Origin of the sequence: Vibrio gallaecicus, from assembly GCF_024347495.1 — a bacterium.
Lineage (GTDB): Bacteria > Pseudomonadota > Gammaproteobacteria > Enterobacterales > Vibrionaceae > Vibrio > Vibrio gallaecicus.
Genome location: NZ_AP025490.1, coordinates 1,998,002 through 2,021,897, shown reverse-complemented (window position 1 = coordinate 2,021,897; position 23,896 = coordinate 1,998,002). Strand labels below are relative to the sequence as shown.

Genomic DNA, 23,896 nt, shown 5'->3' with positions numbered 1-23,896 from the left:
CTATGAATAATGAAACAGTATTAGAAGTCAAAAACTTAGAAGTCGAATTCAAAACTGATGACGGAATAGTGAAAGTACTGCATGGCGTAGACTTCGAAGTAATAAAAGGTCGCACATTAGGTTTAGTCGGCGAGTCAGGTTGTGGTAAGAGTGTCACTTCTATGTCCATTATGGGGCTGCTTCCTAAGCCATATGGCAATGTAGTCTCAGGGAGTATCTCATACAAGGGTACAGAGCTAACCTCATTGCCTGCTGAAGACATGTATTCAATGCGTGGTGATTCAATTTCAATTATTTTTCAGGATCCAATGACTGCTTTAAATCCTGTTCATACAGTTGGTAAGCAGATAATGGAAGTGCTGGAGCTTCATAGACCTGAATTACAAAAAGTAGAGCGAAGACAATACGCGATTGAAATGCTCGAGAAAGTAAAAATTCCAATGCCAGAAAAGCGTATTGACGAATATCCGCATAACTTGTCCGGGGGGATGAGACAACGAGTGATGATCGCAATGGCACTGGCATGTAAACCAGATCTTCTGATTTGTGATGAACCAACAACAGCCTTAGATGTAACGGTTCAAGCTTCAATTCTTTCTTTGATGAAGGAATTGCAAGATGAGACAGGTATGGCAATGTTGTTTATTACTCATGACTTAGGTGTAGTTGCACAGATATGTGATGATGTTGCAGTTATGTATGCAGGCAAGGTTGTTGAAAAAGCCGATGTGTTTGATTTATTCGATAACCCTCAGCACCCTTATACAAAGCGGTTGCTTGGGCTAATGCCAAATTTGGATCACAAGCCGAAAACCATTATTGATATTGAACCTATTGATACAACAGAGTTTCCAGAGTTCAGAGGGTAATGGAATGAAAGAAGTACTAAGAATTGAAAACCTAAAGCAGCATTTTATATCTGGAAAACGCTTATTTTCAAAAGGCTACACGATTAAAGCGGTTGATGGTGTTTCTTTTACACTAGATGAAGGTAAGACACTTGGCTTGGTTGGAGAATCTGGCTGTGGAAAAAGCACTCTAGGAAGAACGATCCTTAAGTTATTTGAACCTACTGCGGGCAAAATTTATTTTGAAGGCAAAGATATTACAACTCTGTCGCCAAAGGAAATGCGACCATTACGTAAAGACATGCAAATAGTATTTCAAGACCCGATGGAATCACTAAACCAGCGCCACACTATTGGAATGATATTAGAAGAACCTTACATCATTCATGATATTGGTACTTCTAGTGAAAGAAAGCAGTGGGCTTTGGAATTGTTGGATAAAGTGGGTCTGCCTCGTGAATCAATTAATCGGTACCCACATGAGTTTTCAGGCGGTCAAAGACAAAGAATAGGCATAGCTCGCGCAATTGCTTTAAAGCCTAAATTACTTATTTGTGATGAATCGGTTTCAGCACTGGATGTATCTGTTCAAGCACAAATTATTAACTTGCTTTTGGTACTTCAGAAAGAAATGAATCTAGCGATTATATTTATTTCTCATGATTTATCTGTGGTAAAGAAAATGTCTGATGACGTTGCTGTTATGTACTTTGGTAAAGTGGTTGAATTTGGTGATGCGCTAAAAGTTTATAACCAACCGGAACATGATTATACGAAATCTTTACTGTCAGCAATACCAATTACACATCCAAGGCAAAGAATATAATTCAGTATAATAAAGCTATATAAATAAAATAACTAAAAAGTAAAACATTATTTCGCTTGTAAAGAATATTAGAGTTAAGCATAGCTTTACTCTAGTAGTTATTGTCATACCTAAAATATAGAGCATTGATTGCTCGATATTAATGACAATACATGGATGACTCGAAAGAGTTTAATATTTCATGGACGTAAAATATGCAATATACACAACAGTGGAAAAAAAGCGCTCTTGCTTTGCTTCTCACACCTTTATTAATTACATCCGCTTTTGCGGATGAAAATAAAGGTGAGGAAGTTCAAGAGAAGGAACAAGTCGAGTCTAAATTGAGCGGCTCAGTTTCCTTAGCTTACGATACAAATATATATAATAAAGATGACTACAGAGCGGTTCGTAACATTTCATGGGGCGGGTCGTTATCGTATAGATTTAATCAGGATTATAGAGCTTATTTATCTTCAGGTGGATATCGAGCTCTAGAAAATGAAACAGGTACATTTGCTAATGATACTGTAATTGGTCTCAGTCGTTCTGGACTTTTTACATTTGGTGAAACTGGATCTATTGGAATGAGTGGTCAATTTACTATTCCAACCTCGGAAACATCGAAAAATGATGAATTAAATACTGCTTTTAGATTAGCTATTCCAGTTAGTTTTAAAGCATTAGGCATTGATTTTTCGATAGCACCTCGTTTGAGAAAAAACTTCCATGAGTATAAAACTGCTGGCGGCAAGTCTTTAACTGAGTGGACATATTCGTTGTCTACAGGTGCAAGTTATAAGTTTGAAAAGCTAGTTATTGGTATTTCTGCACTAGGTGGAAACTCTCAGAGTTACCAAGGAACGCGTAGAGATAGCTTTAATTATGGCGGCTCTATATATGGTTCTTATCAAGCAACCGACAGTATCGGTATTAGTTTGACAGGAGCAACATCTGGATTTTATGCAGATGCTGAGCAGGGTACATTGGGAAATATCGATTTATTTGATGCAGACCGAGCTTCGTATATAGCAGAAATAACTTATTCCTTTTAAGGAAAAATAAAATAATAAAGAAGGATCACATGATGATGTTTAAAAAAATTGCACTAGCAGCAGCAGTTTCTGCTGTACTGGCTGGTTGTGGGGCTGATGACCAAGCCTATGAATACGAAAAAAGAGATGCAAAAGAAGTAGCTGTTAAAGATCTTAAAGAAGGTCGATGGTTCTATGTACCTACTACTGGTGCAGCGCCACGTTTTGCTTTAAACCAATTCCCGTTTTTACAGGGCATGGGTCGATACGTTGAGCTGTGTTACACAAAAAACGGTCTTGAAGTTCGTAGTTTTGATAAAAACTATCCTGACGCATCACTAAATATTGATGAGAACAACTACTGTGCTGAGTCTGGTATTGTTGGTGATGACGATTCCGTAAACTTCCCACATGTTCTAACTATTCCTGGTGACTATGCTGCATATCGTTGTAACGAAGATAGCTATGGTGACTGTACGAATGAAGAAGAAATTAACACAGATAAAAACTTACCATATACTGCTCAAACGCACTTCACACCAAATCCAGAAGATCTAGAAGTTTCTGAATTCAACTATGAAGACTTATTTGGTCTAACAGACGGTGTAACTGAAACTGATGGCGCGAAGTTGATCTCTTGGGAGTTCGATGACAAGTCTGGTGTTCTTAACTTCGAATTAGAGCGCACTTTCCGTATTGATATGGATAAGCTATCTGATTACATCAATTTTAGCACTAAGAAAGGCCTAGAAGAAGCCTTGGTAGATGGCGCTTTCAAATCCCGTTTTTACTACTCTCTAGTTCATGAAAGTGTTGTTGCAACAGAAGGTTACCAACCAGCTCTATACCCTGTTGGTGACGAAAATGATATTGGTTTCTTCACGACTGAAACGAAAAAAATCAACCCGATTACGAATAAATACGATCGTGATGTTGTATATCTAAACCGCTTTAACCCAGATCAAGACTCAATTAAGTACTACCTAACGGATAACTTTTTTGAAGAAAAGAACAAATTATTCTTAGATTCGACGATTCAAACTTTGAATAAGATGAACCAAGCATTGAACATGTTTGGGGCTGATTCGGCAATGCCGATACTTGAAATTGTAAATGAGTCTGCACCTGCAGGTATTCACCCTGGTGATTTACGTTATAACATCATTAACTTAGTTGATGAGCCTTTGGCAAATGGTCTGCTAGGCTATGGTCCTTCAGTAGCAAACCCTATGACGGGCGAAATCATTAAAGCGCATGTTAACCAATATTCAGGTGTTGCTCGAACGGGTGTACCATTCTACTGGGATAACCTTGCACGATTCTATAACCGTAATCAGCTAGACTTAGATGGACTAGATCCGCTACCAAGTGACGCTGCAGCTTCTTCAGAAGTTCAGTCTCGAATCCAGCAATTGTCTACTCTAAGTGCGTTAGCAAAAATTGAAGGGACATTAAACCCTGAGTCTGCACCAAACGTCAGCCGTGATGAAGCGGTTAAGAATGAAGCTCATCGTGTTGCACCAACAGTTTTATTAGATAATTTCAATGATGAAATGGACTTTAAAGATGTGGTTGCAGCAGAAGAAAACCGCTTAGCTTTCTGGTCTGAAAACAACGCTTATCCAATCGAAGCTTCATGGGTATCTTCAACAAACAAAGCGATGTTAGATAATCTGAGCCTTGACGATGCGCGTTACTTCAACATCAAGCTTGATGCTGATGGTAATGAGGTTTCTCGTGAACTTAAGCGTTGGAAATATCTACCGACTGAATTACAACAGCTGGCAGCTGATGCAATTACTGTTGCGACTTACAGCAATACTTTAGTGCATGAAATTGGTCATAACGTAGGTTTACGCCATAACTTCAAAGGCTCTAATGATAAAGATAACTACTACTCATTAGAACAAGCTCATCAACTTGGCTTACACAACGTACCTGCATACAGTTCAACAATGGATTATGCACCTAGTATGTTAGATGAGACGCCAACTTGGGGTCTGTATGATATAGCAGCATTTAAATTTGCTTACGGTCGTATTGTTGAAACAATTCAAGACTCTCCAGGCCAAGCTCCAACTCCGGTTGCAGAGCCTGCAGCAGATGCATCGGATGAATTGAAAGCAGCTTATACGGCTTACCTAGCAGAGTTAGAATCTTATAACACTAGCTTCGCGATGAGATTTGGCAACACTTCAAGTAATCAATCTTTGATGGTGTGTCTACCTGTAGCAGAGTTAACTGATGCAGCTAACGCAGGCAAGTCTATTTACAACTGTGATTTCTCTAAGTTTGATACTGCAGCTTTATCCGGAAACGAAGATGACTATCAAGCAACCCGTTACGGTATTCTTCATTACTTAGATGAAGTTCAGAAAATTGAAAGAAAAGACTATGCATTCTGTACTGATGGCAACGTTTCATTAAACAGTGATTGTAACCGTTTTGATGAAGGTACGAGCCTAGAAGAAATTGCTACTTATGAATGGCAGAGCTACCTAGATAGCTATGACAGACGAAATGCAGCAGCTTATAGCGTAAATGGTCTATATAGTTCTGATTACCCTAGCTACATTATTAGACGCTTCCGTGAAATGTCATCTATCCGTGACAAGATCGAAGATCTAGAGCGTATTGATAATTTATACACTAACTTGGGCTATACGAGTTCAACAGACAAGCCTGGTGATTTCTTATCTCGCCTAGCTGCTAACCCAACTTATTGTACAGAAGGTGGGGATCAGAATAGTTGGTTCTGTGATTACTCATACGGTGCAACCAAAGCTGCTGAGTTCTTCTTAGATGTATTACGTACACCTGAGCATCAGTGTGTTATTCAGAATGCTACTGGTCAGCAAAAAGTAGTTGCATTAGGTACTCTACTGAATAATAACTCTCATCAGTTACCTGCAAGCTACGATATCTTAGATGCGAACTGTTTCGACGAACAGGCAGCTGCATTTATTGCTGATGCTGAAACTGGATATTCAGCTGTAGCTGAAACTAAAAATGGTCGATTCCTAACATCTATTGGTAGCTTTGACCCAGATTACCCGTGGTCAAACGCGGTATCTGTACTAGGTAGTTGGCCTGATAAAGCGCTAGCAAGTTACTTCTTAGCGCGTCGCTATTCAAACCGTTACACCGACGAAGTGAGCTTTGCTTCATTACTTGACTTATCAGGTGTTAAAGCTGAATACGACGATATTATGTCGAACATTATCGCGAAAGAGCCATTAACAACGCCACTAGAATTGGTTGATGCAAATGGTGATGCCTTTACTAGTTTATCGGGCGTAACCGTAGATCTTCATTCTACAGTACAAATGGAATCTCTTTCTCCAATGCCGCGTGGTATTAACCGATTCTTTGGTTTATCAAGCATTAGTCGTGAGCGTGTAGGTGATGTCATCCTGAACATGGGTGTTCGTCAAATGCAATCGAATGATTACCAAGTGAAATCTCGAGGTAAAGCACAATTTGATTCATTCACTAAGCAACAAGACCGTTACGGACTTATCGCTGGTGATAAAGTTGAATTCGTCATTGATGGTGAGAAGTTTGTCGCGACTAAATCGAACAAACTAGCTTATGAGTACGCAAATCAGCTAGTAAGTTCAGATGGTTACGATTTGAAAGTATTCTTAGATAACTATGACCCTGCTGCGCTATCAACAGTCGTGACAAATATTGATACTGCGTGGGGCGGTTTCAGAACAGCAATCTTGCCAGCTTACCATGACGCAGTATTACTGTTCGATGCACCTATGGTCAATGCAATGAAGGTAACGATTGATACCGATATTGCTGCTGGTATCCTTAACTTTAATACATCGTTCAATAACTTCCGAGACGCGAATATTGCGTCTGGTGATTTAGTTTATGATGCTGGGGCTGATACTTTAGTTTACCAAGGTGGTGCAGTCCATAGTGTTGCTGATGCTTATGCAGCGTACACAGATGCAATGCTACTTATCTTTAATAACTACACGACTTCTATGATGTTCGCAGTAGATAATGTTTACGCAAGCTACACTGCTTCTTCTGATGCAGATAAAGAGCTATGGTTGAAAGATTTCAACATGCTCCAGGCTTACGTTGCTGGTGATATTGGCGCAGTAGCTGGTAAGTACTACGAGTTACTAGACCGCTTACCAAATGCTGGAGACTTTTAAGTCACATCAGGCATATAGTAAGAAATGAAAATAATAAGGCTCGCATTTGCGAGCCTTTTTTTGTTCAATCGACAGTGTTGACAGCGACTAATTCAGTGCTGGTTTTCCACTATGGAATTTAAAATCAGAGTCATCAGAACTAATTAGATCAGCCTCAACTCGTCCAAAATGTGCAACACGCTCAGAAATATCATCTTTAGAAATTTGTTGAGCAAGTGCTAAGTAATCTTGGTAGTGCCTAGCTTCTGAACGTAAAAGAGAAATATAAAACTTTTCAATATCTTCATCTAAATGAGGTGCAAGTTTAGCAAAGCGTTCGCACGAACGTGCTTCAATATAAGCCCCAACAATCAGCTTGTCGACTAGGGTTTGTGGCTCATGTGTTTTCACATGTGAAAGCATTCCTTTAGCATAACGGCTCGCAGGGATGCTCTCGTAAGGAATATCTCTTGCTGTCATTATTTCAAGAACTTGGTAGAAGTGATGCAATTCTTCTTTGATGAGTAGAACCATTTTATCGATTAAATCTTGGCTATATGGCGCGCCAGATTTAGCCATAATGGCTTTCGAAATATTACTTTTACCTTTTAATGTTTCAACGCTACCTATTTTTCGATAAGCAAATTCTTCGTAGGGCTTGAACCACTCTAACAGTGTTGCTGCGCTGTCTTTATCAACTGCATATTTACGAATTAAGTACATAGCAGATTGACCGGCTTTTAATTCACAAAGAAGGTGATCTAGAAGGATGATTTTTAAATTTTCGGGCTTTTTAGCTTCGTCGACCCATGCATCAGGGGTTTCACATTGTAGGAAGGATTTGATGGGTTCTAGGAGTTTTTGAGTCGCGTCATTAGTCATTGTTAATACTTACACTGAGAGATTTTTCACTGCGTGGAGTGAATAAAAAAGGCCACCACAGGTGACCTTAAAAGGAATGAGATCTAGCTGAAATTTACCACTTTTTCTTCTGACCAAACAGAGCATCCATATCATCGTCTCGCTCTTTTGATTCAATTTGTTGAAGTTGTTCAGCATTTTTATCAACACGTTTTTGGTCAAGGTCGTTGAGCATATTTTGAAGTTTCTCACGAGCTTGGTTTGAATACGTATCATTTTTTGAGTTCAGAGCATCAATGCCTTTACGCAGTAACTGTAAAGCAGTGCCGGGCTGACCACGAGCAATAGAGTCGTTCGCTCTCTTGATTACATTTTCAATATTGATACGAATTTGAATGGTCTCAAGCCGTGCATTTTCAGTCACATAGGCTTGGGTATCAAAACGACCTTTATTATGTTCATTACGAACCGTATCACGCAATCTTTTAACGAGCTTTAGCATCATGATTGCTTGCTTATCACTACTTGGTACCTTAAATGTCGTGCTTTCGCCACCTTGGTAGTTTTCTTTAAGCTGTGTAATTTGCTGTTTTACACTTTCAATTCGTTGAGCCAGTTGCTTATTCTTTGGATCTAATTGATACATGTTTTCAAGGGCGTCAAGAATACGCGTATTCAGGCATACGAGTAGGTCTTGGCTGAAAGGCATGTGATGAGCATTACCAATGAGTTCTTCGGTTCCATCAATAATGGTTAGATAGCGAGAAGATTCCTGCTTCTTCGCGGTTTCAACCTTCACTTTGTATTGAAGCATGATGTTATAGCCTAAGACTAATACCAAAAGAACGGCTACTAAGGCGATAATTAAACCAATATTCATATATTTGTGTCTGCTTATTGTTTTTATAGCTAGTCGTAAAGGATACACGATCCTGTTGTGTATCTGCACATAGAAATTGCAATTAATGATTATTCCCTCTAACAAGGCATTTGATAATCAAAAAATACAACTATTAGTTAATAATGAGCTATAGCCTGCAAAATGTCAGTTATCCTTTGTTAATTTATTTATCAATAGTCGTAGAAATGTGCTTTTTATCTATCATTTTATGGGATTAGACGTTATAACTATTAATTATATTAGACGCGCATTAACAGCTCTATTTTTAGATAAGTTAGCACTAAATAGTAAAGGATTACGAGGTTAAAAATGAAGTTACAGCAGCTGAAGTACATTGTTGAAGTCGTTAATCATAACTTGAATGTTTCTGCCACCGCGGAAAGTTTATACACATCTCAACCTGGTATTAGTAAGCAAGTTAGACTATTAGAAGATGAACTAGGAATTCAAATTTTTGAGCGTAGCGGTAAGCACCTGACTCAGGTAACCCCCGCAGGTGTTGACATTGTTAGGATTTCACAAGAAATCTTAGCTCGAGTTGAAAGCATAAAAGCGGTAGCAGGGGAGCACACTCACCCTGAAATGGGCACGTTAAATATTTCAACTACTCATACTCAAGCCCGGTACGCACTTCCTGATGTCATCAAAGGTTTCACAGCTCGATATCCTAAAGTGTCACTTCATATGCACCAAGGTACTCCTAGCCAAATGTCTGAAGCAGTCGCAAAAGGAACAGCTAACTTTGCAATCGCAACGGAAGCATTACATTTGTATCAAGATGCCATTATGTTGCCTTGTTATCACTGGAATCGCTCTATCGTTGTGACCAAAGATCACCCATTGGCGCAGAAGAAATTGGTGACGATTGAAGATCTGGCTGCCTATTCTCTAGTTACTTACGTATTTGGTTTTACTGGTCGCTCTGAGCTTGATACTGCTTTTAATAAGGTAGGGTTAACTCCGAGAGTTGTATTTACTGCAACAGATGCAGATGTCATCAAAACTTATGTACGTATGGGCATTGGTGTTGGTGTCATTGCTAGTATGGCGATTGACCAAGAACAAGATACAGATCTCGTGGCTATTGACGCTAGCCATCTATTTGGTGCAAGCACCACAAGTATTGGCTTCAGACGTGGGACTTTCTTACGCTCTTATATGTTTGATTTTATGGAGCGCTTTGCACCTCATCTCACTCGACCAGTGGTAGAGCAGGCTATCTCACTAAAATCTAATGATGAAATTGATGAGATGTTTAAAGATATTGATTTACCAATTAGGTAAATAGCAAACTCAACGAACATGTTTTAAATCTTCCTATTTTAGCTTCTTCCCCCTACAATCTCGCGATATTAGGGGGAAGCATGCACTCAAAATTCATATCATTTGACACCTTTTTATCTAGCCATCAAGAATATTGGAGACTTGACCCATTTCATTTGTGTCAAGCGAGTACTATTCCTTGGTATCGCGCTAAGCCAAACTTAAATGCATGGCTAAATTCGCTTGATAGTTCATCAATCCAATCATTGAAAAATTGCCCTAGTAAGCTGGTTGAAGAAATGGAACGCTTCTTTCCTATGCTTGAATCGATTAAACATTTATGCGTTTTGCCCCAATATCAATTAGGTGGCTTGGATCTACCTAAGGGAGCGGATGTTGGAATACCAGGTAGAAAGCTGACTCAAATTTTAGCGATGGGAGAAGCGGCGTTAGATTATCATGAAGGGTCTGAATGGTTAGAGTGGTGCGCCGGGAAAGGCTTTTTAGGTCGTATTTTGTCTTCTCAATCCCAGCAAAAAGTAACCAGCTTTGAGTGGCAGAATAGTTTATGTATAAACGGACAAGCTGAAGCTGACAAACAAAGTCTTAACATGCAGTTTGTTCAAGGTGATGCGTTTTCTGACACCTCTGATCATGTTTTTAATTCATGTCAACACGCTGTAGCATTGCATGCTTGTGGGGATCTACATACGAAGTTACTTAGAAAGGCAGCACAGCATGCTTTACCTGCCGTGAGTATTTCACCATGTTGCTATCATCTTATTCAGTTAGAACATTACCTCCCTCTCTCTGAGCGAGCAAAACAGTCTAAGCTCGAATTGTCTAAAAGTGACCTGAGGATCCCTTTACAAGAGACAGTGACTGGCGGGGAGAGAGTGAAACGGCATCGTCAACTTGAAATGACGTTTAGGCTTGGGTTATGTCAATTGTTGAAGACACAGGTTGGTATTAAGCAATATATAACCGTTCCAAGCATCAAAAAGTCACAATTGGCTGAGGGTTTTAAAGCTTTTTGTTTATGGGCTGCAGCAGAGAAAGAAATTACATTACCAACACCGATTGATTTTGGGCATTATCAACAGCAAGGAGAAGCCTTGTATTGGGAAATGGAAAAATTAAGCTTGGTGCAACAGGTGTTTAGAAGACCCCTAGAATTATGGCTGGCATTGGACCGAGGTATGTACTTACAAGAGCAAGGCTATCAAGTTGAAATTAGCCAGTTTTGCGATAAACAAGTAACCCCAAGAAATATTTTAATTCACGGTCATAAGAGAAACTAACTTCATATCCATGAATAGAAAGAGCCAGTAGGGGTTACCTTACTGGCTCTTCTGTAACATTCGTCGCATTTTCGGCTAAATTAGCACGTCAATAATGAATGTCATTTTAGCTGTAGTATTAGCTGAACATTGCAATTGCTTCTGCTGGGTCTACGTATTCTAAGTCAAAGCTTTCAGCAACTTCTTTACAAGTTACTTTACCGTGAATAACGTTCAGACCTTCTAGGAAACCTTTATCAGCGAGTAGTGCTTCGCGGTAGCCCTTGTTTGCTAACTTAACAATGTAAGGAAGTGTTGCATTATTAAGAGCAAAAGTAGAGGTACGAGCAACAGCGCCTGGCATGTTTGCTACACAGTAGTGAACTACATCATCAACAATGTAAGTTGGATCTGCGTGAGTTGTTGCGTGTGAAGTTTCGAAACAACCACCTTGGTCGATAGCAACGTCAACCACAGCTGAACCTGGCTTCATCTTAGCGATGTGATCTTTTGTAACAAGTTTTGGAGCTGCAGCACCAGGAATTAGTACTGCGCCAATTACTAGGTCTGCTTCTAGAACATGCTTCTCAATAGCGTCTTCAGTAGAATAAACCACTTTTGCACGACCTTGGAATTCTTCATCTAAACGACGAAGAGTATCAAGGTTACGGTCTAGGATGGTAACGTCAGCACGAAGACCAACAGCCATACGTGCAGCATTAGCACCCACAACACCACCACCAACAACTACAACTTTAGCAGGGGCAACACCAGGTACGCCACCTAACAGTAAGCCACAGCCACCGTTCGATTTTTCTAAAGTTTGCGCACCTGCTTGAATAGACATGCGACCAGCAACTTCAGACATTGGCGCTAATAGTGGCAAGCGACCCATATTATCTGTTACAGTCTCATATGCTACGCAGACAGCTTTGCTCTTGATCAGCTCTTCCGTTTGTGGAAAATCTGGTGCAAGGTGTAAATAAGTAAATAATATTTGCCCTTCGCGAAGCATAGCTCGCTCGACAGCTTGAGGTTCTTTAACCTTTACAATCATCTCTGCTTTCGCAAAAACGTCAGCAGCAGTAGGAAGAATGGATGCGCCTACAGCGATGTAATCATCGTCTGAAAAACCGATTCCTGAACCGGCATTGGTTTCGACAAACACTTGGTGGCCTTGTGAGATTAGTTCTCTCACACTAGCTGGAATCATACCGACACGATATTCGTGGTTCTTGATTTCTTTAGGTACGCCAATGATCATCCTGAATCCTCTTTTAATTATGGTTGTATTATCTATGTGTAGGGTAATTCTGTCGAATTAATATCTAGTATAGATATGTTTAGATAAAATTTTGTACTGAATATTAAAAAGTTGTAGTATATTTTTTTGCAAGGAAGTAATAAGGTGGAATAAAAAATGGCAGACAATTATAAGAAGCCGTCCAAGGAACTAGATCGTATTGACCGCAACATTCTTAATGAGTTGCAAAAAGACGGTCGCATCTCAAACGTTGAACTTTCAAAACGTGTAGGTCTATCTCCTACACCATGTCTTGAACGTGTTCGTCGTTTGGAGCGTCAAGGATACATTACGGGCTATACAGCATTGCTAAACCCGCAATACCTTGATGCATCACTTTTAGTGTTTGTAGAGATCACATTAAACCGTGGTGCTCCAGATGTATTTGAACAATTTAACACTGCAGTACAAAAACTGGATGACATCCAAGAATGTCATTTAGTGTCGGGTGACTTCGATTACCTTCTAAAAACACGCGTATCAGATATGGGTGCCTATCGTAAACTACTAGGGGATACGCTATTGCGTCTTCCTGGTGTAAACGACACTCGCACTTACGTTGTGATGGAAGAAGTGAAGCAAACGAACCAGCTGGTGATTAAAACTCGTTAATCCCAATTGAAGAAGTGAAAGAAAGCGGACTTAGTTTCCGCTTTCTTGCTTTCTGCAATTGGGTTTTTTTGTATGATATGGTTAAATAAACAGTGTTTTAGTTGAGTAGAAAGGCTCATTTGATTTATAGAGTAGATGTGAATTGTCTGTATCAATGCTGGCTCTCTGTAAATGTTTGATTACCAGTCAGTAAACCAGAGCCTTTATCAAAATCGATTATTCAAAGCTTGTTAATGTAAACAAGTGGATTACATTCAATATTTAATTCTCAGTCAGAAGTTGGTTTATGTTCAAAGAGAGTAACAATAAAGTCGAAACCATCATCAAAACGAGTGAAGAGCCTCAGTCTCCTCGGTTAGATGGTACCCAGCGTTTAAAAGAGTGCAGCTTTATTATAGGTGTACTTTTTTCTATCCTACTGGCTGTAGCATTATTCACGTTTAATCCTGCCGATCCTTCTTGGTCACAAACTGCATGGGGTGGTGACATTCAGAATGCTGGTGGGTACGTTGGTGCTTGGCTAGCTGATACCCTTTTCTTTACCTTCGGTTCTCTTGCTTACCCTTTACCAATTTTAGTGACTATCGCTGCTTGGGTTTTATTTCGTAACCGAAACGAAGATGAACCCCTAGATTTTATGCTTTGGGGGACAAGGCTACTTGGTCTTACAGTGCTAATTTTGACGAGCTGTGGGCTGGCAGATATTAACTTTGATGATATCTGGTACTTCTCATCTGGTGGGGTCGTTGGGGATGTGCTTTCTAGTTTAGCTTTACCTACCCTTAACGTGTTAGGCAGCACATTAGTGTTGTTATTTTTATGGGGGGCAGGTTTCACATTACTGACTGGCATCTCATGGCTAAGTATTGTTGAGTGTCTTGGTGAAGGTGTTATTAATTTGTTCGCAATGCTAGCGAATAAAATTCGAGGAAGTAGTGAAGAAGTTCTAGAGCCTCAATTGCGTGAAGCAGAAGCTGAGGTACCTCATGAAGATGGACAAAATGGATTAGAAGAAAATATTGCAGAGCCAATGTTCATCGACCCTGATACTCCATATAGCAAGGATGAGGTAGATGATGAGAGCTTTAAGGCTGATGATAGCTTCTATGACGAAGAGCCTGTTACTGAAAAGCGCCAATATAATATACATATGCCATCTGAAGCATCAGAGCCTATTGTGCGTCCTCAAGCCACTCAACCAATTTATTCAGAATCGCCAGCAACCAATACAGTTCAGGCATTTGCTGCAGATGCAGAATCACTTCAACAAGATCGATCAAAGCAGTTGAATGCAACTATAGAAGAGTTAGAGCATGCTGCTATATATGAAGACGATCTAGCAGAGCAAAACCACCTTGAAGCTCAAGCCTCTCAAGATGCCTACCAAGAATATATTGCAGATGCTGCTACAGATAGGAACCATGGAACTGAAACTAGCATTGGAGATAATGCAGAACACTTTAGCTCAAATGTTAATGAGCCCTCGCGGTCTAATCCTAACCAAACGGCGAGACAAGAAGCGTATGTTCCTTCGTTTGAACCTGTTATTTCTGAACATGGGTTGGAACAAGTTACGCAGCAAATTGCACCAGAACAGCAGTATGTAGAACCTACGATCTCTTCGATTGAACCGATTGAAAGCGATGGTGTGGATCAGGTTCAGTATACGAAAGAAGCGACTATGGCTTCTGAATCATTTACTTATGACGATGAGCCTTTGGCTGATGATGTTAACCTGCAACGAGATGATTATTCTGAAGTAAAACCTTCTAATAGTTTGGAAGGAGTAGGCCTACCATGGGAAGAAGTTACTGGTGATGATCAGCAGGTTAATAATGTAGATCAAAACGTAGATGAAGATGTGGCTGCATTTCAAGATATTGTGTCAGAAGCACAAGCAAACATGGCAGCAACGCAAAACCCATTTTTAGTCCAAAAAGATGTGAATTTACCTAAGCCAGCAGAGCCGCTTCCGACATTAGAACTTTTGTTCCATCCGGAGAAGCGAGAAACTTTTATAGACCGAGATGCATTGGAATCTATCGCTCGTTTGGTTGAATCAAAATTGGCAGATTATAAAATCAAAGCTGATGTGGTTGATATCTTCCCTGGTCCTGTGATTACGCGCTTTGAGCTTGATTTAGCTCCTGGTGTGAAAGTTAGCCGAATATCCGGTCTTTCAATGGACTTAGCACGATCGCTATCAGCTTTGGCTGTGCGTGTTGTAGAGGTGATTCCAGGTAAACCTTATGTGGGTCTCGAGTTACCGAATATGAGTCGCCAAACGGTTTTCTTTTCTGACGTTGTAGGCAGCCCAGCTTTCCAAGAAGCCACATCTCCAACAACCGTCGTTTTGGGGCAAGATATTGCTGGTGAAGCTGTTATAGCGGATCTTTCAAAAATGCCACATGTCCTAGTTGCAGGTACAACGGGTTCTGGTAAGTCAGTTGGCGTTAACGTCATGATTCTCAGCATGTTATATAAAGCTTCACCTGAAGAAGTACGCTTTATAATGATCGATCCAAAAATGCTAGAGCTTTCGATTTACGAAGGTATCCCACACTTACTATCCGAAGTTGTAACGGATATGAAAGATGCATCAAACGCTTTACGTTGGTGTGTAGGTGAAATGGAACGTCGCTATAAGCTTATGTCTGCTCTTGGTGTGCGTAATATAAAAGGCTACAACGATAAACTTAAAATGGCAGCAGAAGCTGGGCATCCAATACATGATCCTCTCTGGAAAGAAGGGGATAGCATGGATACTGAAGCGCCATTACTAGAAAAACTACCTTATATCGTCGTTATCGTTGATGAGTTTGCGGACTTAATCATGGTTGTGGGTAAAAAGGTTGAAGAGTTGATTGCTCGATTAGCACAAAAAGCTCGTGCTGCTGGTGTTCACCTTATTCTTGCTACTCAACGTCCATCAGTAGATGTTATTACCGGTTTAATTAAAGCAAACATTCCGACCCGTGTTGCTTTCACTGTTTCAACTAAAACGGACTCACGAACTATTCTCGATCAAGGTGGCGCGGAGTCATTATTAGGAATGGGTGATATGCTTTATTTACCACCTGGCTCAAGCCATACCACTAGGGTTCATGGTGCATTCGCATCTGATGATGATGTGCATGCTGTGGTGAATAACTGGAAAGCTCGCGGTAAGCCAAATTATATTGATGAAATTACTAATGGTGATCAAACTCCAGAAACATTACTTCCAGGCGAAAAAATGGAAAGTGATGAAGATGTTGATCCACTGTTTGACCAAGTTGTGGAGCATGTCGTGCATTCACGCCGAGGCTCAGTATCAGGCGTTCAGCGCAGATTTAAAATCGGTTACAACAGAGCGGCTCGAATTGTTGAGCAGTTAGAAGCTCAGGGAATAGTAAGTACTCCAGGGCATAATGGTAACCGTGAAGTATTGGCTCCGGCTCCCCCTAAAGATTAATAATTTGACAGAAAAATAATAAGTTAACGAGGAACTCGTGTTATCAAGGTCGGTCAAAACCCAAGTGGTAGTGACCTATCATCATTAACTTATTGTCTATAGGAACATTAATGAAAAAAATATTCGCACTTTTATTTATGAGCTTTTCAGTTTTCGCATCTCCAAAAGAAGAGCTCAATAGCCGACTTGCATTAAATGATGGTTTCAGTGCCGATTTTAAACAAACAGTAACCAGCCCTGACGGGGATATTGTCATGGAAGGGGAAGGGACGGTTGATATTGCAAGACCAAGCTTATTCCGCTGGGAAACCAAGCTCCCTGATGAAAACCTTTTAGTTTCTGATGGTCAAAGCCTATGGTATTACAGTCCGTTCATTGAGCAGGTCAGTATTTATTGGCAAGAGCAAGCGACAGCTCAAACTCCTTTCGTTTTGTTAACGCGTAATAAGCCAAGTGATTGGGATAACTATAACGTAGTACAAAAAGATGACTTGTTTACATTAACGCCAACAGCCGTTGATTCTAATCAAGGTAACTTCCTTATCCACATCACCGAGCAAGGTATCGTGAAAGGTTTTGATGTTATTGAGCAAGATGGTCAAAAAGGGCAGTTTGTTTTTAATAATGTCAGTTTAGATAAACCAAAATCAGACCGTTTTACCTTTGTAACACCTGAAGGTGTTGAAATTGATGACCAACGAAATTAATAGTTGGGGGTTATTGGTGACATTCACTATTCAAGAGACTGCCAGTGAGTAATTATAGCTTAGATTTTGCAGGGGACGAAGATTTTCGTCCCCTTGCTGCTCGTATGAGACCAGAAACCGTCGAGCAATATATTGGCCAACAACACATTTTAGGCGTGGGTAAACCATTACGCCGTGCATTAGAGGCGGGGAATCTTCACTCAATGATCCTTTGGGGACCGCCTGGCACCGGTAAAACAACCCTCGCAGAAGTTGCTGCCAACTATGCGAATGCAGAAGTTGAGCGAGTGTCTGCGGTGACATCTGGTGTGAAAGATATCCGAATTGCGATAGAGAAAGCGCGAGAAAATAAGCAAGCAGGCAGAAAAACAATCCTGTTTGTAGACGAAGTCCACCGTTTTAATAAAAGCCAGCAAGATGCTTTTCTTCCTCATATTGAAGATGGCACAGTGACATTTATCGGTGCTACCACAGAAAACCCCTCTTTTGAGTTAAACAACGCTTTGTTATCACGTGCGCGTGTCTACAAACTGACTTCTCTTAATACAGATGATATCTCCCTAGTCATTCGCCAAGCTATCGAAGATAAACAGCGTGGGCTTGGAGATGTTCCGGCTGATTTTGCTGATAACGTCTTAGATCGCCTTGCTGAGTTGGTTAACGGTGACGCTCGTATGTCGCTTAACTATCTTGAGCTACTTTATGACATGGCAGAAGACAACGCGCAGGGTGAAAAAGATATAACTATTCAATTGCTTGCTGAAGTGGCTGGTGAAAAGGTTGCCCGCTTTGATAACAAAGGTGACATTTGGTACGACTTGATTTCAGCCGTCCATAAATCAATCCGCGGTTCTAACCCTGATGCTGCTCTTTACTGGTCTGCACGAATGATAGCAGCTGGCTGTGACCCTCTCTATATTGTAAGACGTTTGCTTGCTATTGCATCTGAAGATATTGGTAATGCTGATCCAAGAGCTATGCAAGTTGCCATGTCGGCATGGGATTGCTTTACACGCATAGGTCCTGCTGAGGGGGAAAGAGCTATCGCCCAAGCTGTCGTCTATTTAGCGTGTGCACCTAAAAGTAATGCGGTGTATACAGCTTGGAAACAAGCACTTTCTGACGCTCATAACCTACCTGAGTATGAAGTCCCTCATCATTTACGAAATGCACCAACAAGTTTGATGAAGGACATGGGATATGGGCAAGAATATCGTTATGCTCATGATGAACCTGGAGCTTATGCTGCTGGGGAAAAGTACTTGCCGCCAGAGATGGGGTCAACGCAGTACTATTTTCCAACAAAACGGGGCTTAGAAGGTAAAATCGGCGAGAAGTTAGATTACCTCGCGGATTTAGACGCAAAAAGCCAACAAAAGCGCTATGAAAACTAGGCTTTTTTGGATATCGTTACATCTACATTATCTTCAGATTAAATTGCCAGGAATTGATTGTTTTACAACCATTTTAGGCGGTTTAGTAGTAATTCAGTGGTTAACTCGCTGAATATTCAAATAACTAAAGCATGGGATTAGCAATGCTGGACTCTAAATTACTTCGAACTGAGCTGGATGAAACAGCCGCAAAATTAGCACGTCGTGGTTACACTCTTGACGTAGAGACTATTCGTGAACTTGAAGAAAAGCGTAAATCGCTTCAAGTAAAAACTGAAGAGCTACAAGCTTTACGTAACTCCCGTTCGAAGTCCATTGGTCAAGCGAAAGCGAAAGGCGAACATGAAGAAGCGGCGCGTATCCTTGCTGAAGTCGGTAACTTAGGTGCAGAGCTTGATGAAGCAAAAGTTTCTTTAGCTGAACTTCAAACTAAGCTTGATGAAATCACATCAGCAGTACCAAACTTGCCTGATGATTCAGTACCTAACGGTGCAAATGAAGATGAGAACGTTGAAATTTCTCGTTGGGGTGAGCCAAAAGCTTACGACTTCGAAGTAAAAGATCACGTTGATCTAGGTGAAATGTCTGGTGGTCTGGATTTCGCAAGTGCTGTGAAAATTTCAGGTTCACGTTTCATCGTTATGAAGGGTAAATTTGCTCGCCTACACCGTGCTATTGCACAGTTTATGCTTGATCTTCACACGGATGAGCACGGCTACACAGAGATGTACGTTCCTTACCTTGTAAACTCTGATAGCTTGTTCGGAACTGGTCAATTACCAAAATTTGGTGAAGACTTATTCCACACTAGCCCTCTGACTGAGCAAGTGAGTGACGTTCCTCTAAAAACATTGTCACTTATTCCTACGGCTGAAGTGCCTGTAACGAATATGCTGCGTGATACTATTAGCGAAGAAACTGACCTTCCGATTAAGATGACAGCTCATACTCCGTGTTTCCGCTCTGAAGCGGGTTCTTACGGTCGTGATACTCGCGGTCTTATCCGTATGCACCAGTTCGATAAAGTTGAACTAGTACAAATAACTAAGCCAGAAGATTCAATGGCTGCACTTGAAGAACTAACAGGTCACGCTGAGAAAGTTCTTCAACTTCTAGAGCTACCTTACCGTAAAGTGATTTTATGTACTGGTGATATGGGCTTCGGTTCTGCGAAAACTTACGATTTAGAAGTATGGGTTCCAGCACAAGAGACTTACCGTGAGATCTCTTCTTGTTCAAACATGTGGGATTTCCAAGCGCGTCGTATGCAAGCTCGTTTCCGTCGTAAAGGCGAGAAGAAGCCTGAGCTTGTACACACGCTAAATGGTTCTGGTCTTGCTGTTGGTCGTACTATGGTTGCTATTCTTGAAAACAATCAAGAAGCTGACGGTCGTATTGCTGTACCAGCTGTACTACAGAAGTACATGGGTGGTGAAACGCACATCGGTTAATTATTACGATTACCATGAATGATGACTTAAAAGCCCAGCTAGATGCTGGGCTTTTTTATATCTTTCAAAAGCACAATTTATCTTTTAAAACACGATTTTCTAATGGGTTAATCTTCCATTGCAGGAGCTATAAAGCTTAATTATGTACATCAGGTGTTTTGAAAACATTCAGGTGTTTGTAGTGCTGTTTCAATAGCACGAACTAGAACAAGGAGTTCATCAGCCTTTGTGATAAAGGGAGGCATCATATAAATCAACCGCCCGAAAGGTCGAATCCAAACCCCTTGATCAACAAAGTGAGCTTGGATGGTTTCCATATCGACAGGTGTGTGGGTTTCAACGACACCGATAGCGCCCAACCAACGAACGTCTCTAACCAGTTTATTTTCTCGTAAAGGAGGGAGTAATTCAGAAAAGAGCTGTTCGATCTTCTGAGTCTGATTTTGCCAATGACCTTGCTCTATGATAGATAAACTTGCAGCACCTACTGCGCATGCTAATGGATTACCCATAAAGGTTGGTCCGTGCATAAAGCAGCCGGCTTCACCTCCACATACAGTGTCAGCAACTTCTTTGCTAGCAAGCGTCGCTGAAAGGGTCATATAGCCCCCAGTCAGCGCTTTACCTAGACATAGAATGTCTGGTTGAATGTCTGCATGTTCACAAGCAAAAAGTTTTCCTGTACGTCCAAATCCAGTAGCTATTTCGTCCAAGATAAGTAGAACATTAAACTCATCACATAGTAAGCGAACTTGTTTCAAGAATTCAGGGTGATAAATTCGCATGCCGCCAGCACCTTGAACGATAGGCTCTAAGATTACTGCTGCGACTTCATCATGGTGCACGACCAGTTTTTCTCGAAAGCTATCGATGTCATCAGGGGACCATTCATCCCAAAAACCAGTTTTTGGCGAATCAGCGAAGATATGCTCAGGTAAGAAGCCTTTATACAGACTGTGCATTGAATTATCAGGATCTGTCACCGACATCGCAGCAAAAGTATCGCCGTGGTAGCCGTCGCGTAGGGTCAAAAATTTAGAGCGTGGTGTTCCTTTCGCATGCCAATACTGAAGCGCCATTTTTAAGCTCACTTCAACAGCAACAGAACCAGAATCGGCAAGAAAAACATGCTCTAAATTATTAGGGGATAAAGATAATAACTTTTTGCATAAATCGATAGCTGGTTGGTGGGTGATTCCACCGAACATAACATGGGACATCTTATCAATTTGGCTATGTGCAGCTTCATTCAATACAGGATGATTGTATCCATGAATGGTTGACCACCAAGATGACATACCATCAATTATTCGTTTTCCCCCTTCTAATTCTAGGTAAACCCCATCGGCATTGGTGACTGGGTAGCAGGTCAGAGGTGTAAGAGTCGATGTGTACGGATGCCAGATATGCTGGCGATCAAAGGCGAGATCCATAGTGTCTTCCATAAATTTATCGATTAAAAAGCAATCAAATGTAAACTTTTAATATTCTCATTATGTTGACAGTCTAATGGTTGTAGGTAGACTAGCCAAGTATAAATGCAGGCCACAAGTATGAGAGCTTGTAATACTAAATAAAGATAAGGATCGACACGTGGAAGTTCGTCATAACTGGACAGTATCTGAAGTAACTGCTCTTTTAGAAAAACCGTTTATGGATTTAATGTTTGAAGCTCAATTAGTACATAGAAAGTACCAAGAGCTTAACCACGTGCAAGTCAGTACTTTGCTCTCCATTAAAACAGGTGCTTGCCCTGAAGATTGCAAATACTGCCCGCAAAGTGCCCACTACCGTACCGATGTAGATAAAGAACGCTTAATGGAAGTTGAGCGTGTTTTGGATGCGGCGCAAAAAGCTAAAAATGCTGGTTCAACTCGCTTCTGTATGGGCGCAGCTTGGAAAAACCCGAAAGAACGCGACATGCCTCACCTAACTGACATGATCAAAGGTGTGAAAGGCATGGGTTTAGAAACTTGTATGACACTAGGTATGTTGACACCAGAGCAAGCCGGTGAATTATCTGACGCCGGTCTGGATTACTACAACCATAACCTTGATACGTCTCCTGAGTTTTACGGCAGCATTATTACTACTCGCACTTACCAAGATCGTTTAGATACGCTTTCTCATGTTCGTGATGCGGGTATGAAGATTTGTTCTGGCGGTATCATTGGTATGGGTGAAAGTACTAATGACCGAGCAGGGCTACTTGTGGAATTGGCTAACTTACCAGTACACCCTGAAAGTGTACCAATTAATATGCTGGTGAAAGTGAAAGGCACACCGATGGAAAACGTTGATGATGTTGAATCTTTCGATTTCGTTAAACTTATTGCTATTGCTCGTATCATGATGCCTATGTCTGCGGTTCGTTTATCTGCAGGTCGTGAAAACATGAATGAACAGATGCAAGCAATGTGCTTCATGGCTGGTGCGAACTCAATCTTCTATGGCTGTAAGCTACTGACTACTCCAAACCCAGATGAAGATACAGATATGCAGCTGTTCAAAAAGTTGGGTATCAACAGCCAAGAAGTGGCTCAAAAGCCTGATGAAATTCAAGAAAATGAACTGTTAGATCAAGTGGTGGAGCGCGTAGCTGCTCGTCCAGCGAAAGATGACATGTTCTACGATGCCACTGTTTAAATCTCGCATTAAAGAAGCCCTTGTTCGTCGTCGTGAGCAAGGGTTAAGTCGTCAACTTAAAGTACTCGAAAATAGTAATGGCCCTTTGCTTCGCAGCGAAGGCTCAGATTTTATTAATTTTTCGAGCAATGATTATTTGGGTTTAGCGAATGACCCAGAACTTGTTGATGCATGGCAAACAGGGTTATCTCAGTATGGCGCTGGTAGTGCTGCATCACCACTAGTTTCTGGTTTTAGTCCTGCTCATCTAAATTTGGAAGCTCAGCTGTGCGAGTGGCTCGGCTTTGAACGTGCCATTCTATTTAGCTCTGGTTTTAGTGCTAACCAAGCTTTGTTGTTCTCTCTTCTCGAGAAAGACGATTTTCTGCTGCAAGATAAACTCAACCATGCTTCTTTGATGGAAGCGGGTATGCTTTCCCCTGCAACAATGAAACGCTTTAAGCACAACGATACACAGCATCTAGACTCGCTGCTGAACCGAACTCCTCAATCGCTTGTAGTGACTGAAGGTGTGTTTAGTATGGATGGGGATCAAGCACCTCTCAGTCAGATATCTAAGCTTACTAATCGATACGACAGCTGGCTCGTCATTGATGATGCTCATGGCATTGGTGTGCTGGGTGAAAAAGGGGCGGGGAGCTGCAACGTAGCGCAAATAACGCCCGATATTCTGGTCGTGACTTTTGGCAAGGCATTTGGCCTTTCTGGTGCCGCTATTCTGTGTTCGGCAGAGTTGGGTGATTACTTAACTCAATTTGCTCGGCATCATGTTTATTCAACAGCAATGCCGCCTTCGCAAGCTGTAGCTCTATCTTATGCTTGCCAAATGATTCAAACGCAAGAGTGGCGTCGTGAGAAGCTCTTTGAGCTTGGGGCCACTTATTCAGAACAGATGAGTGGTGTTGAAGGGTTTATCGAGACTCAGACTCCCATTAAACCGTTTGTGGTTGGTGAAGCCAAAACTGCATTATCTATTGCAGAAGAGTTAAAGCGTGATCAAGTATGGGTCACCGCGATAAGACCGCCAACGGTGCCGGTTGGAACTGCTCGTTTACGTATTACGCTAACGGCAAGGCATACTCAAAAACAAGTTCTTCAGTTAACAAGCTCATTGCATCAAGCTATCGAACGAAACATCGAATCAAGCTTTGAATCAAAGATCGAAACAAATAATAGGGCTTAG

General features: G+C 41.0%; 17 protein-coding genes. 13 read left to right on the top strand and 4 right to left on the bottom strand.

What is annotated here, in order from left to right; translation table 11 throughout:
• Positions 1 to 2: 2 nt before the first annotated feature.
• The 4 genes from OCU78_RS08715 (at position 3) to OCU78_RS08700 (ending at position 6,862) form a co-directional block, all read left to right on the top strand.
• Positions 3 to 869 carry an ABC transporter ATP-binding protein gene (locus tag OCU78_RS08715; RefSeq protein WP_137372955.1) on the top strand — a complete coding sequence of 289 codons (867 nt, stop codon included), beginning with the start codon at positions 3 to 5 and terminating at the stop codon, positions 867 to 869.
• A gap of 4 nt (positions 870 to 873) precedes the next feature.
• Positions 874 to 1,674, top strand: a complete 801-nt coding sequence (locus OCU78_RS08710) for an ABC transporter ATP-binding protein (RefSeq protein WP_137372956.1) — start codon at positions 874 to 876, stop codon at positions 1,672 to 1,674.
• A gap of 194 nt (positions 1,675 to 1,868) precedes the next feature.
• Positions 1,869 to 2,708 (top strand): hypothetical protein, encoded by an 840-nt coding sequence (locus OCU78_RS08705; protein ID WP_137372957.1) that lies wholly within the window; start codon positions 1,869 to 1,871, stop codon positions 2,706 to 2,708.
• 35 nt (positions 2,709 to 2,743) lie between these two features.
• Positions 2,744 to 6,862, top strand: coding sequence for a zinc-dependent metalloprotease (locus OCU78_RS08700; RefSeq protein WP_137373290.1), 4,119 nt, complete (start codon positions 2,744 to 2,746; stop codon positions 6,860 to 6,862).
• Positions 6,863 to 6,949: 87 nt separating this feature from the next.
• Here the strand turns inward: OCU78_RS08700 and miaE are convergent, their stop codons facing one another.
• Both miaE and OCU78_RS08690 read right to left on the bottom strand, forming a co-directional pair.
• A complete protein-coding gene (gene miaE, locus OCU78_RS08695; RefSeq protein ID WP_137372958.1) occupies positions 6,950 to 7,723 on the bottom strand; it encodes a tRNA isopentenyl-2-thiomethyl-A-37 hydroxylase MiaE in 774 nt (257 codons plus the stop codon).
• 94 nt (positions 7,724 to 7,817) lie between these two features.
• Entirely contained in the window at positions 7,818 to 8,582 is a 765-nt protein-coding gene (locus OCU78_RS08690; RefSeq protein ID WP_137372959.1) for a DNA repair protein, read from the bottom strand.
• Between the two features lie 330 nt (positions 8,583 to 8,912).
• Here OCU78_RS08690 and cysB point away from each other — a divergent pair, with 330 nt between their 5' ends.
• Entirely contained in the window at positions 8,913 to 9,887 is a 975-nt protein-coding gene (gene cysB, locus OCU78_RS08685) for an HTH-type transcriptional regulator CysB (RefSeq protein ID WP_137372960.1), read from the top strand.
• Positions 9,888 to 9,967: 80 nt separating this feature from the next.
• Positions 9,968 to 11,167, top strand: coding sequence for a methyltransferase (locus OCU78_RS08680; RefSeq protein WP_137372961.1), 1,200 nt, complete (start codon positions 9,968 to 9,970; stop codon positions 11,165 to 11,167).
• A 118-nt stretch (positions 11,168 to 11,285) separates the two neighbouring features.
• Here the strand turns inward: OCU78_RS08680 and ald are convergent, their stop codons facing one another.
• Positions 11,286 to 12,410, bottom strand: coding sequence for an alanine dehydrogenase (ald, locus tag OCU78_RS08675; protein WP_137372962.1), 1,125 nt, complete (start codon positions 12,408 to 12,410; stop codon positions 11,286 to 11,288).
• A 156-nt stretch (positions 12,411 to 12,566) separates the two neighbouring features.
• Here ald and lrp point away from each other — a divergent pair, with 156 nt between their 5' ends.
• The 5 genes from lrp (at position 12,567) to serS (ending at position 20,067) form a co-directional block, all read left to right on the top strand.
• On the top strand, positions 12,567 to 13,061 hold the full coding sequence (lrp, locus tag OCU78_RS08670) for a leucine-responsive transcriptional regulator Lrp (RefSeq protein ID WP_004734558.1): 495 nt from the start codon (positions 12,567 to 12,569) through the stop codon (positions 13,059 to 13,061).
• Positions 13,062 to 13,347: 286 nt separating this feature from the next.
• Complete coding sequence (locus tag OCU78_RS08665; protein ID WP_137372963.1) at positions 13,348 to 16,515, top strand: DNA translocase FtsK 4TM domain-containing protein; 3,168 nt, start codon at positions 13,348 to 13,350, stop codon at positions 16,513 to 16,515.
• 110 nt (positions 16,516 to 16,625) lie between these two features.
• Positions 16,626 to 17,222, top strand: coding sequence for an outer membrane lipoprotein chaperone LolA (gene lolA, locus OCU78_RS08660; RefSeq protein WP_137372964.1), 597 nt, complete (start codon positions 16,626 to 16,628; stop codon positions 17,220 to 17,222).
• A gap of 38 nt (positions 17,223 to 17,260) precedes the next feature.
• Positions 17,261 to 18,616, top strand: coding sequence for a replication-associated recombination protein A (locus tag OCU78_RS08655; RefSeq protein ID WP_218941005.1), 1,356 nt, complete (start codon positions 17,261 to 17,263; stop codon positions 18,614 to 18,616).
• 143 nt (positions 18,617 to 18,759) lie between these two features.
• Complete coding sequence (gene serS / locus OCU78_RS08650) at positions 18,760 to 20,067, top strand: serine--tRNA ligase (RefSeq protein ID WP_137372966.1); 1,308 nt, start codon at positions 18,760 to 18,762, stop codon at positions 20,065 to 20,067.
• A gap of 149 nt (positions 20,068 to 20,216) precedes the next feature.
• On the opposite strand, the gene bioA is transcribed toward serS, so the two are convergent.
• On the bottom strand, positions 20,217 to 21,500 hold the full coding sequence (gene bioA, locus OCU78_RS08645) for an adenosylmethionine--8-amino-7-oxononanoate transaminase (RefSeq protein ID WP_137372967.1): 1,284 nt from the start codon (positions 21,498 to 21,500) through the stop codon (positions 20,217 to 20,219).
• 160 nt (positions 21,501 to 21,660) lie between these two features.
• On the opposite strand from bioA, the gene bioB reads away from it, so the two are divergent.
• The gene (gene bioB / locus OCU78_RS08640) at positions 21,661 to 22,713 is read left to right on the top strand and encodes a biotin synthase BioB (RefSeq protein WP_137372968.1); all 1,053 of its coding nucleotides are present in this window, start codon (positions 21,661 to 21,663) and stop codon (positions 22,711 to 22,713) included.
• Positions 22,700 to 23,896, top strand: coding sequence for an 8-amino-7-oxononanoate synthase (gene bioF / locus OCU78_RS08635; protein WP_137372969.1), 1,197 nt, complete (start codon positions 22,700 to 22,702; stop codon positions 23,894 to 23,896). Before bioB ends, bioF begins: the two co-directional genes overlap by 14 nt.

Coding starts and splice junctions, on each gene's coding strand:
- OCU78_RS08715 (WP_137372955.1), top strand. CDS start 3: ATGAATAATGAAACAGTATTAGAAGTCAAAAACTTAGAAGTCGAATTC.
- OCU78_RS08710 (WP_137372956.1), top strand. CDS start 874: ATGAAAGAAGTACTAAGAATTGAAAACCTAAAGCAGCATTTTATATCT.
- OCU78_RS08705 (WP_137372957.1), top strand. CDS start 1,869: ATGCAATATACACAACAGTGGAAAAAAAGCGCTCTTGCTTTGCTTCTC.
- OCU78_RS08700 (WP_137373290.1), top strand. CDS start 2,744: ATGTTTAAAAAAATTGCACTAGCAGCAGCAGTTTCTGCTGTACTGGCT.
- miaE (WP_137372958.1), bottom strand. CDS start 7,723: ATGACTAATGACGCGACTCAAAAACTCCTAGAACCCATCAAATCCTTC.
- OCU78_RS08690 (WP_137372959.1), bottom strand. CDS start 8,582: ATGAATATTGGTTTAATTATCGCCTTAGTAGCCGTTCTTTTGGTATTA.
- cysB (WP_137372960.1), top strand. CDS start 8,913: ATGAAGTTACAGCAGCTGAAGTACATTGTTGAAGTCGTTAATCATAAC.
- OCU78_RS08680 (WP_137372961.1), top strand. CDS start 9,968: ATGCACTCAAAATTCATATCATTTGACACCTTTTTATCTAGCCATCAA.
- ald (WP_137372962.1), bottom strand. CDS start 12,410: ATGATCATTGGCGTACCTAAAGAAATCAAGAACCACGAATATCGTGTC.
- lrp (WP_004734558.1), top strand. CDS start 12,567: ATGGCAGACAATTATAAGAAGCCGTCCAAGGAACTAGATCGTATTGAC.
- OCU78_RS08665 (WP_137372963.1), top strand. CDS start 13,348: ATGTTCAAAGAGAGTAACAATAAAGTCGAAACCATCATCAAAACGAGT.
- lolA (WP_137372964.1), top strand. CDS start 16,626: ATGAAAAAAATATTCGCACTTTTATTTATGAGCTTTTCAGTTTTCGCA.
- serS (WP_137372966.1), top strand. CDS start 18,760: ATGCTGGACTCTAAATTACTTCGAACTGAGCTGGATGAAACAGCCGCA.
- bioA (WP_137372967.1), bottom strand. CDS start 21,500: ATGGATCTCGCCTTTGATCGCCAGCATATCTGGCATCCGTACACATCG.
- bioF (WP_137372969.1), top strand. CDS start 22,700: ATGCCACTGTTTAAATCTCGCATTAAAGAAGCCCTTGTTCGTCGTCGT.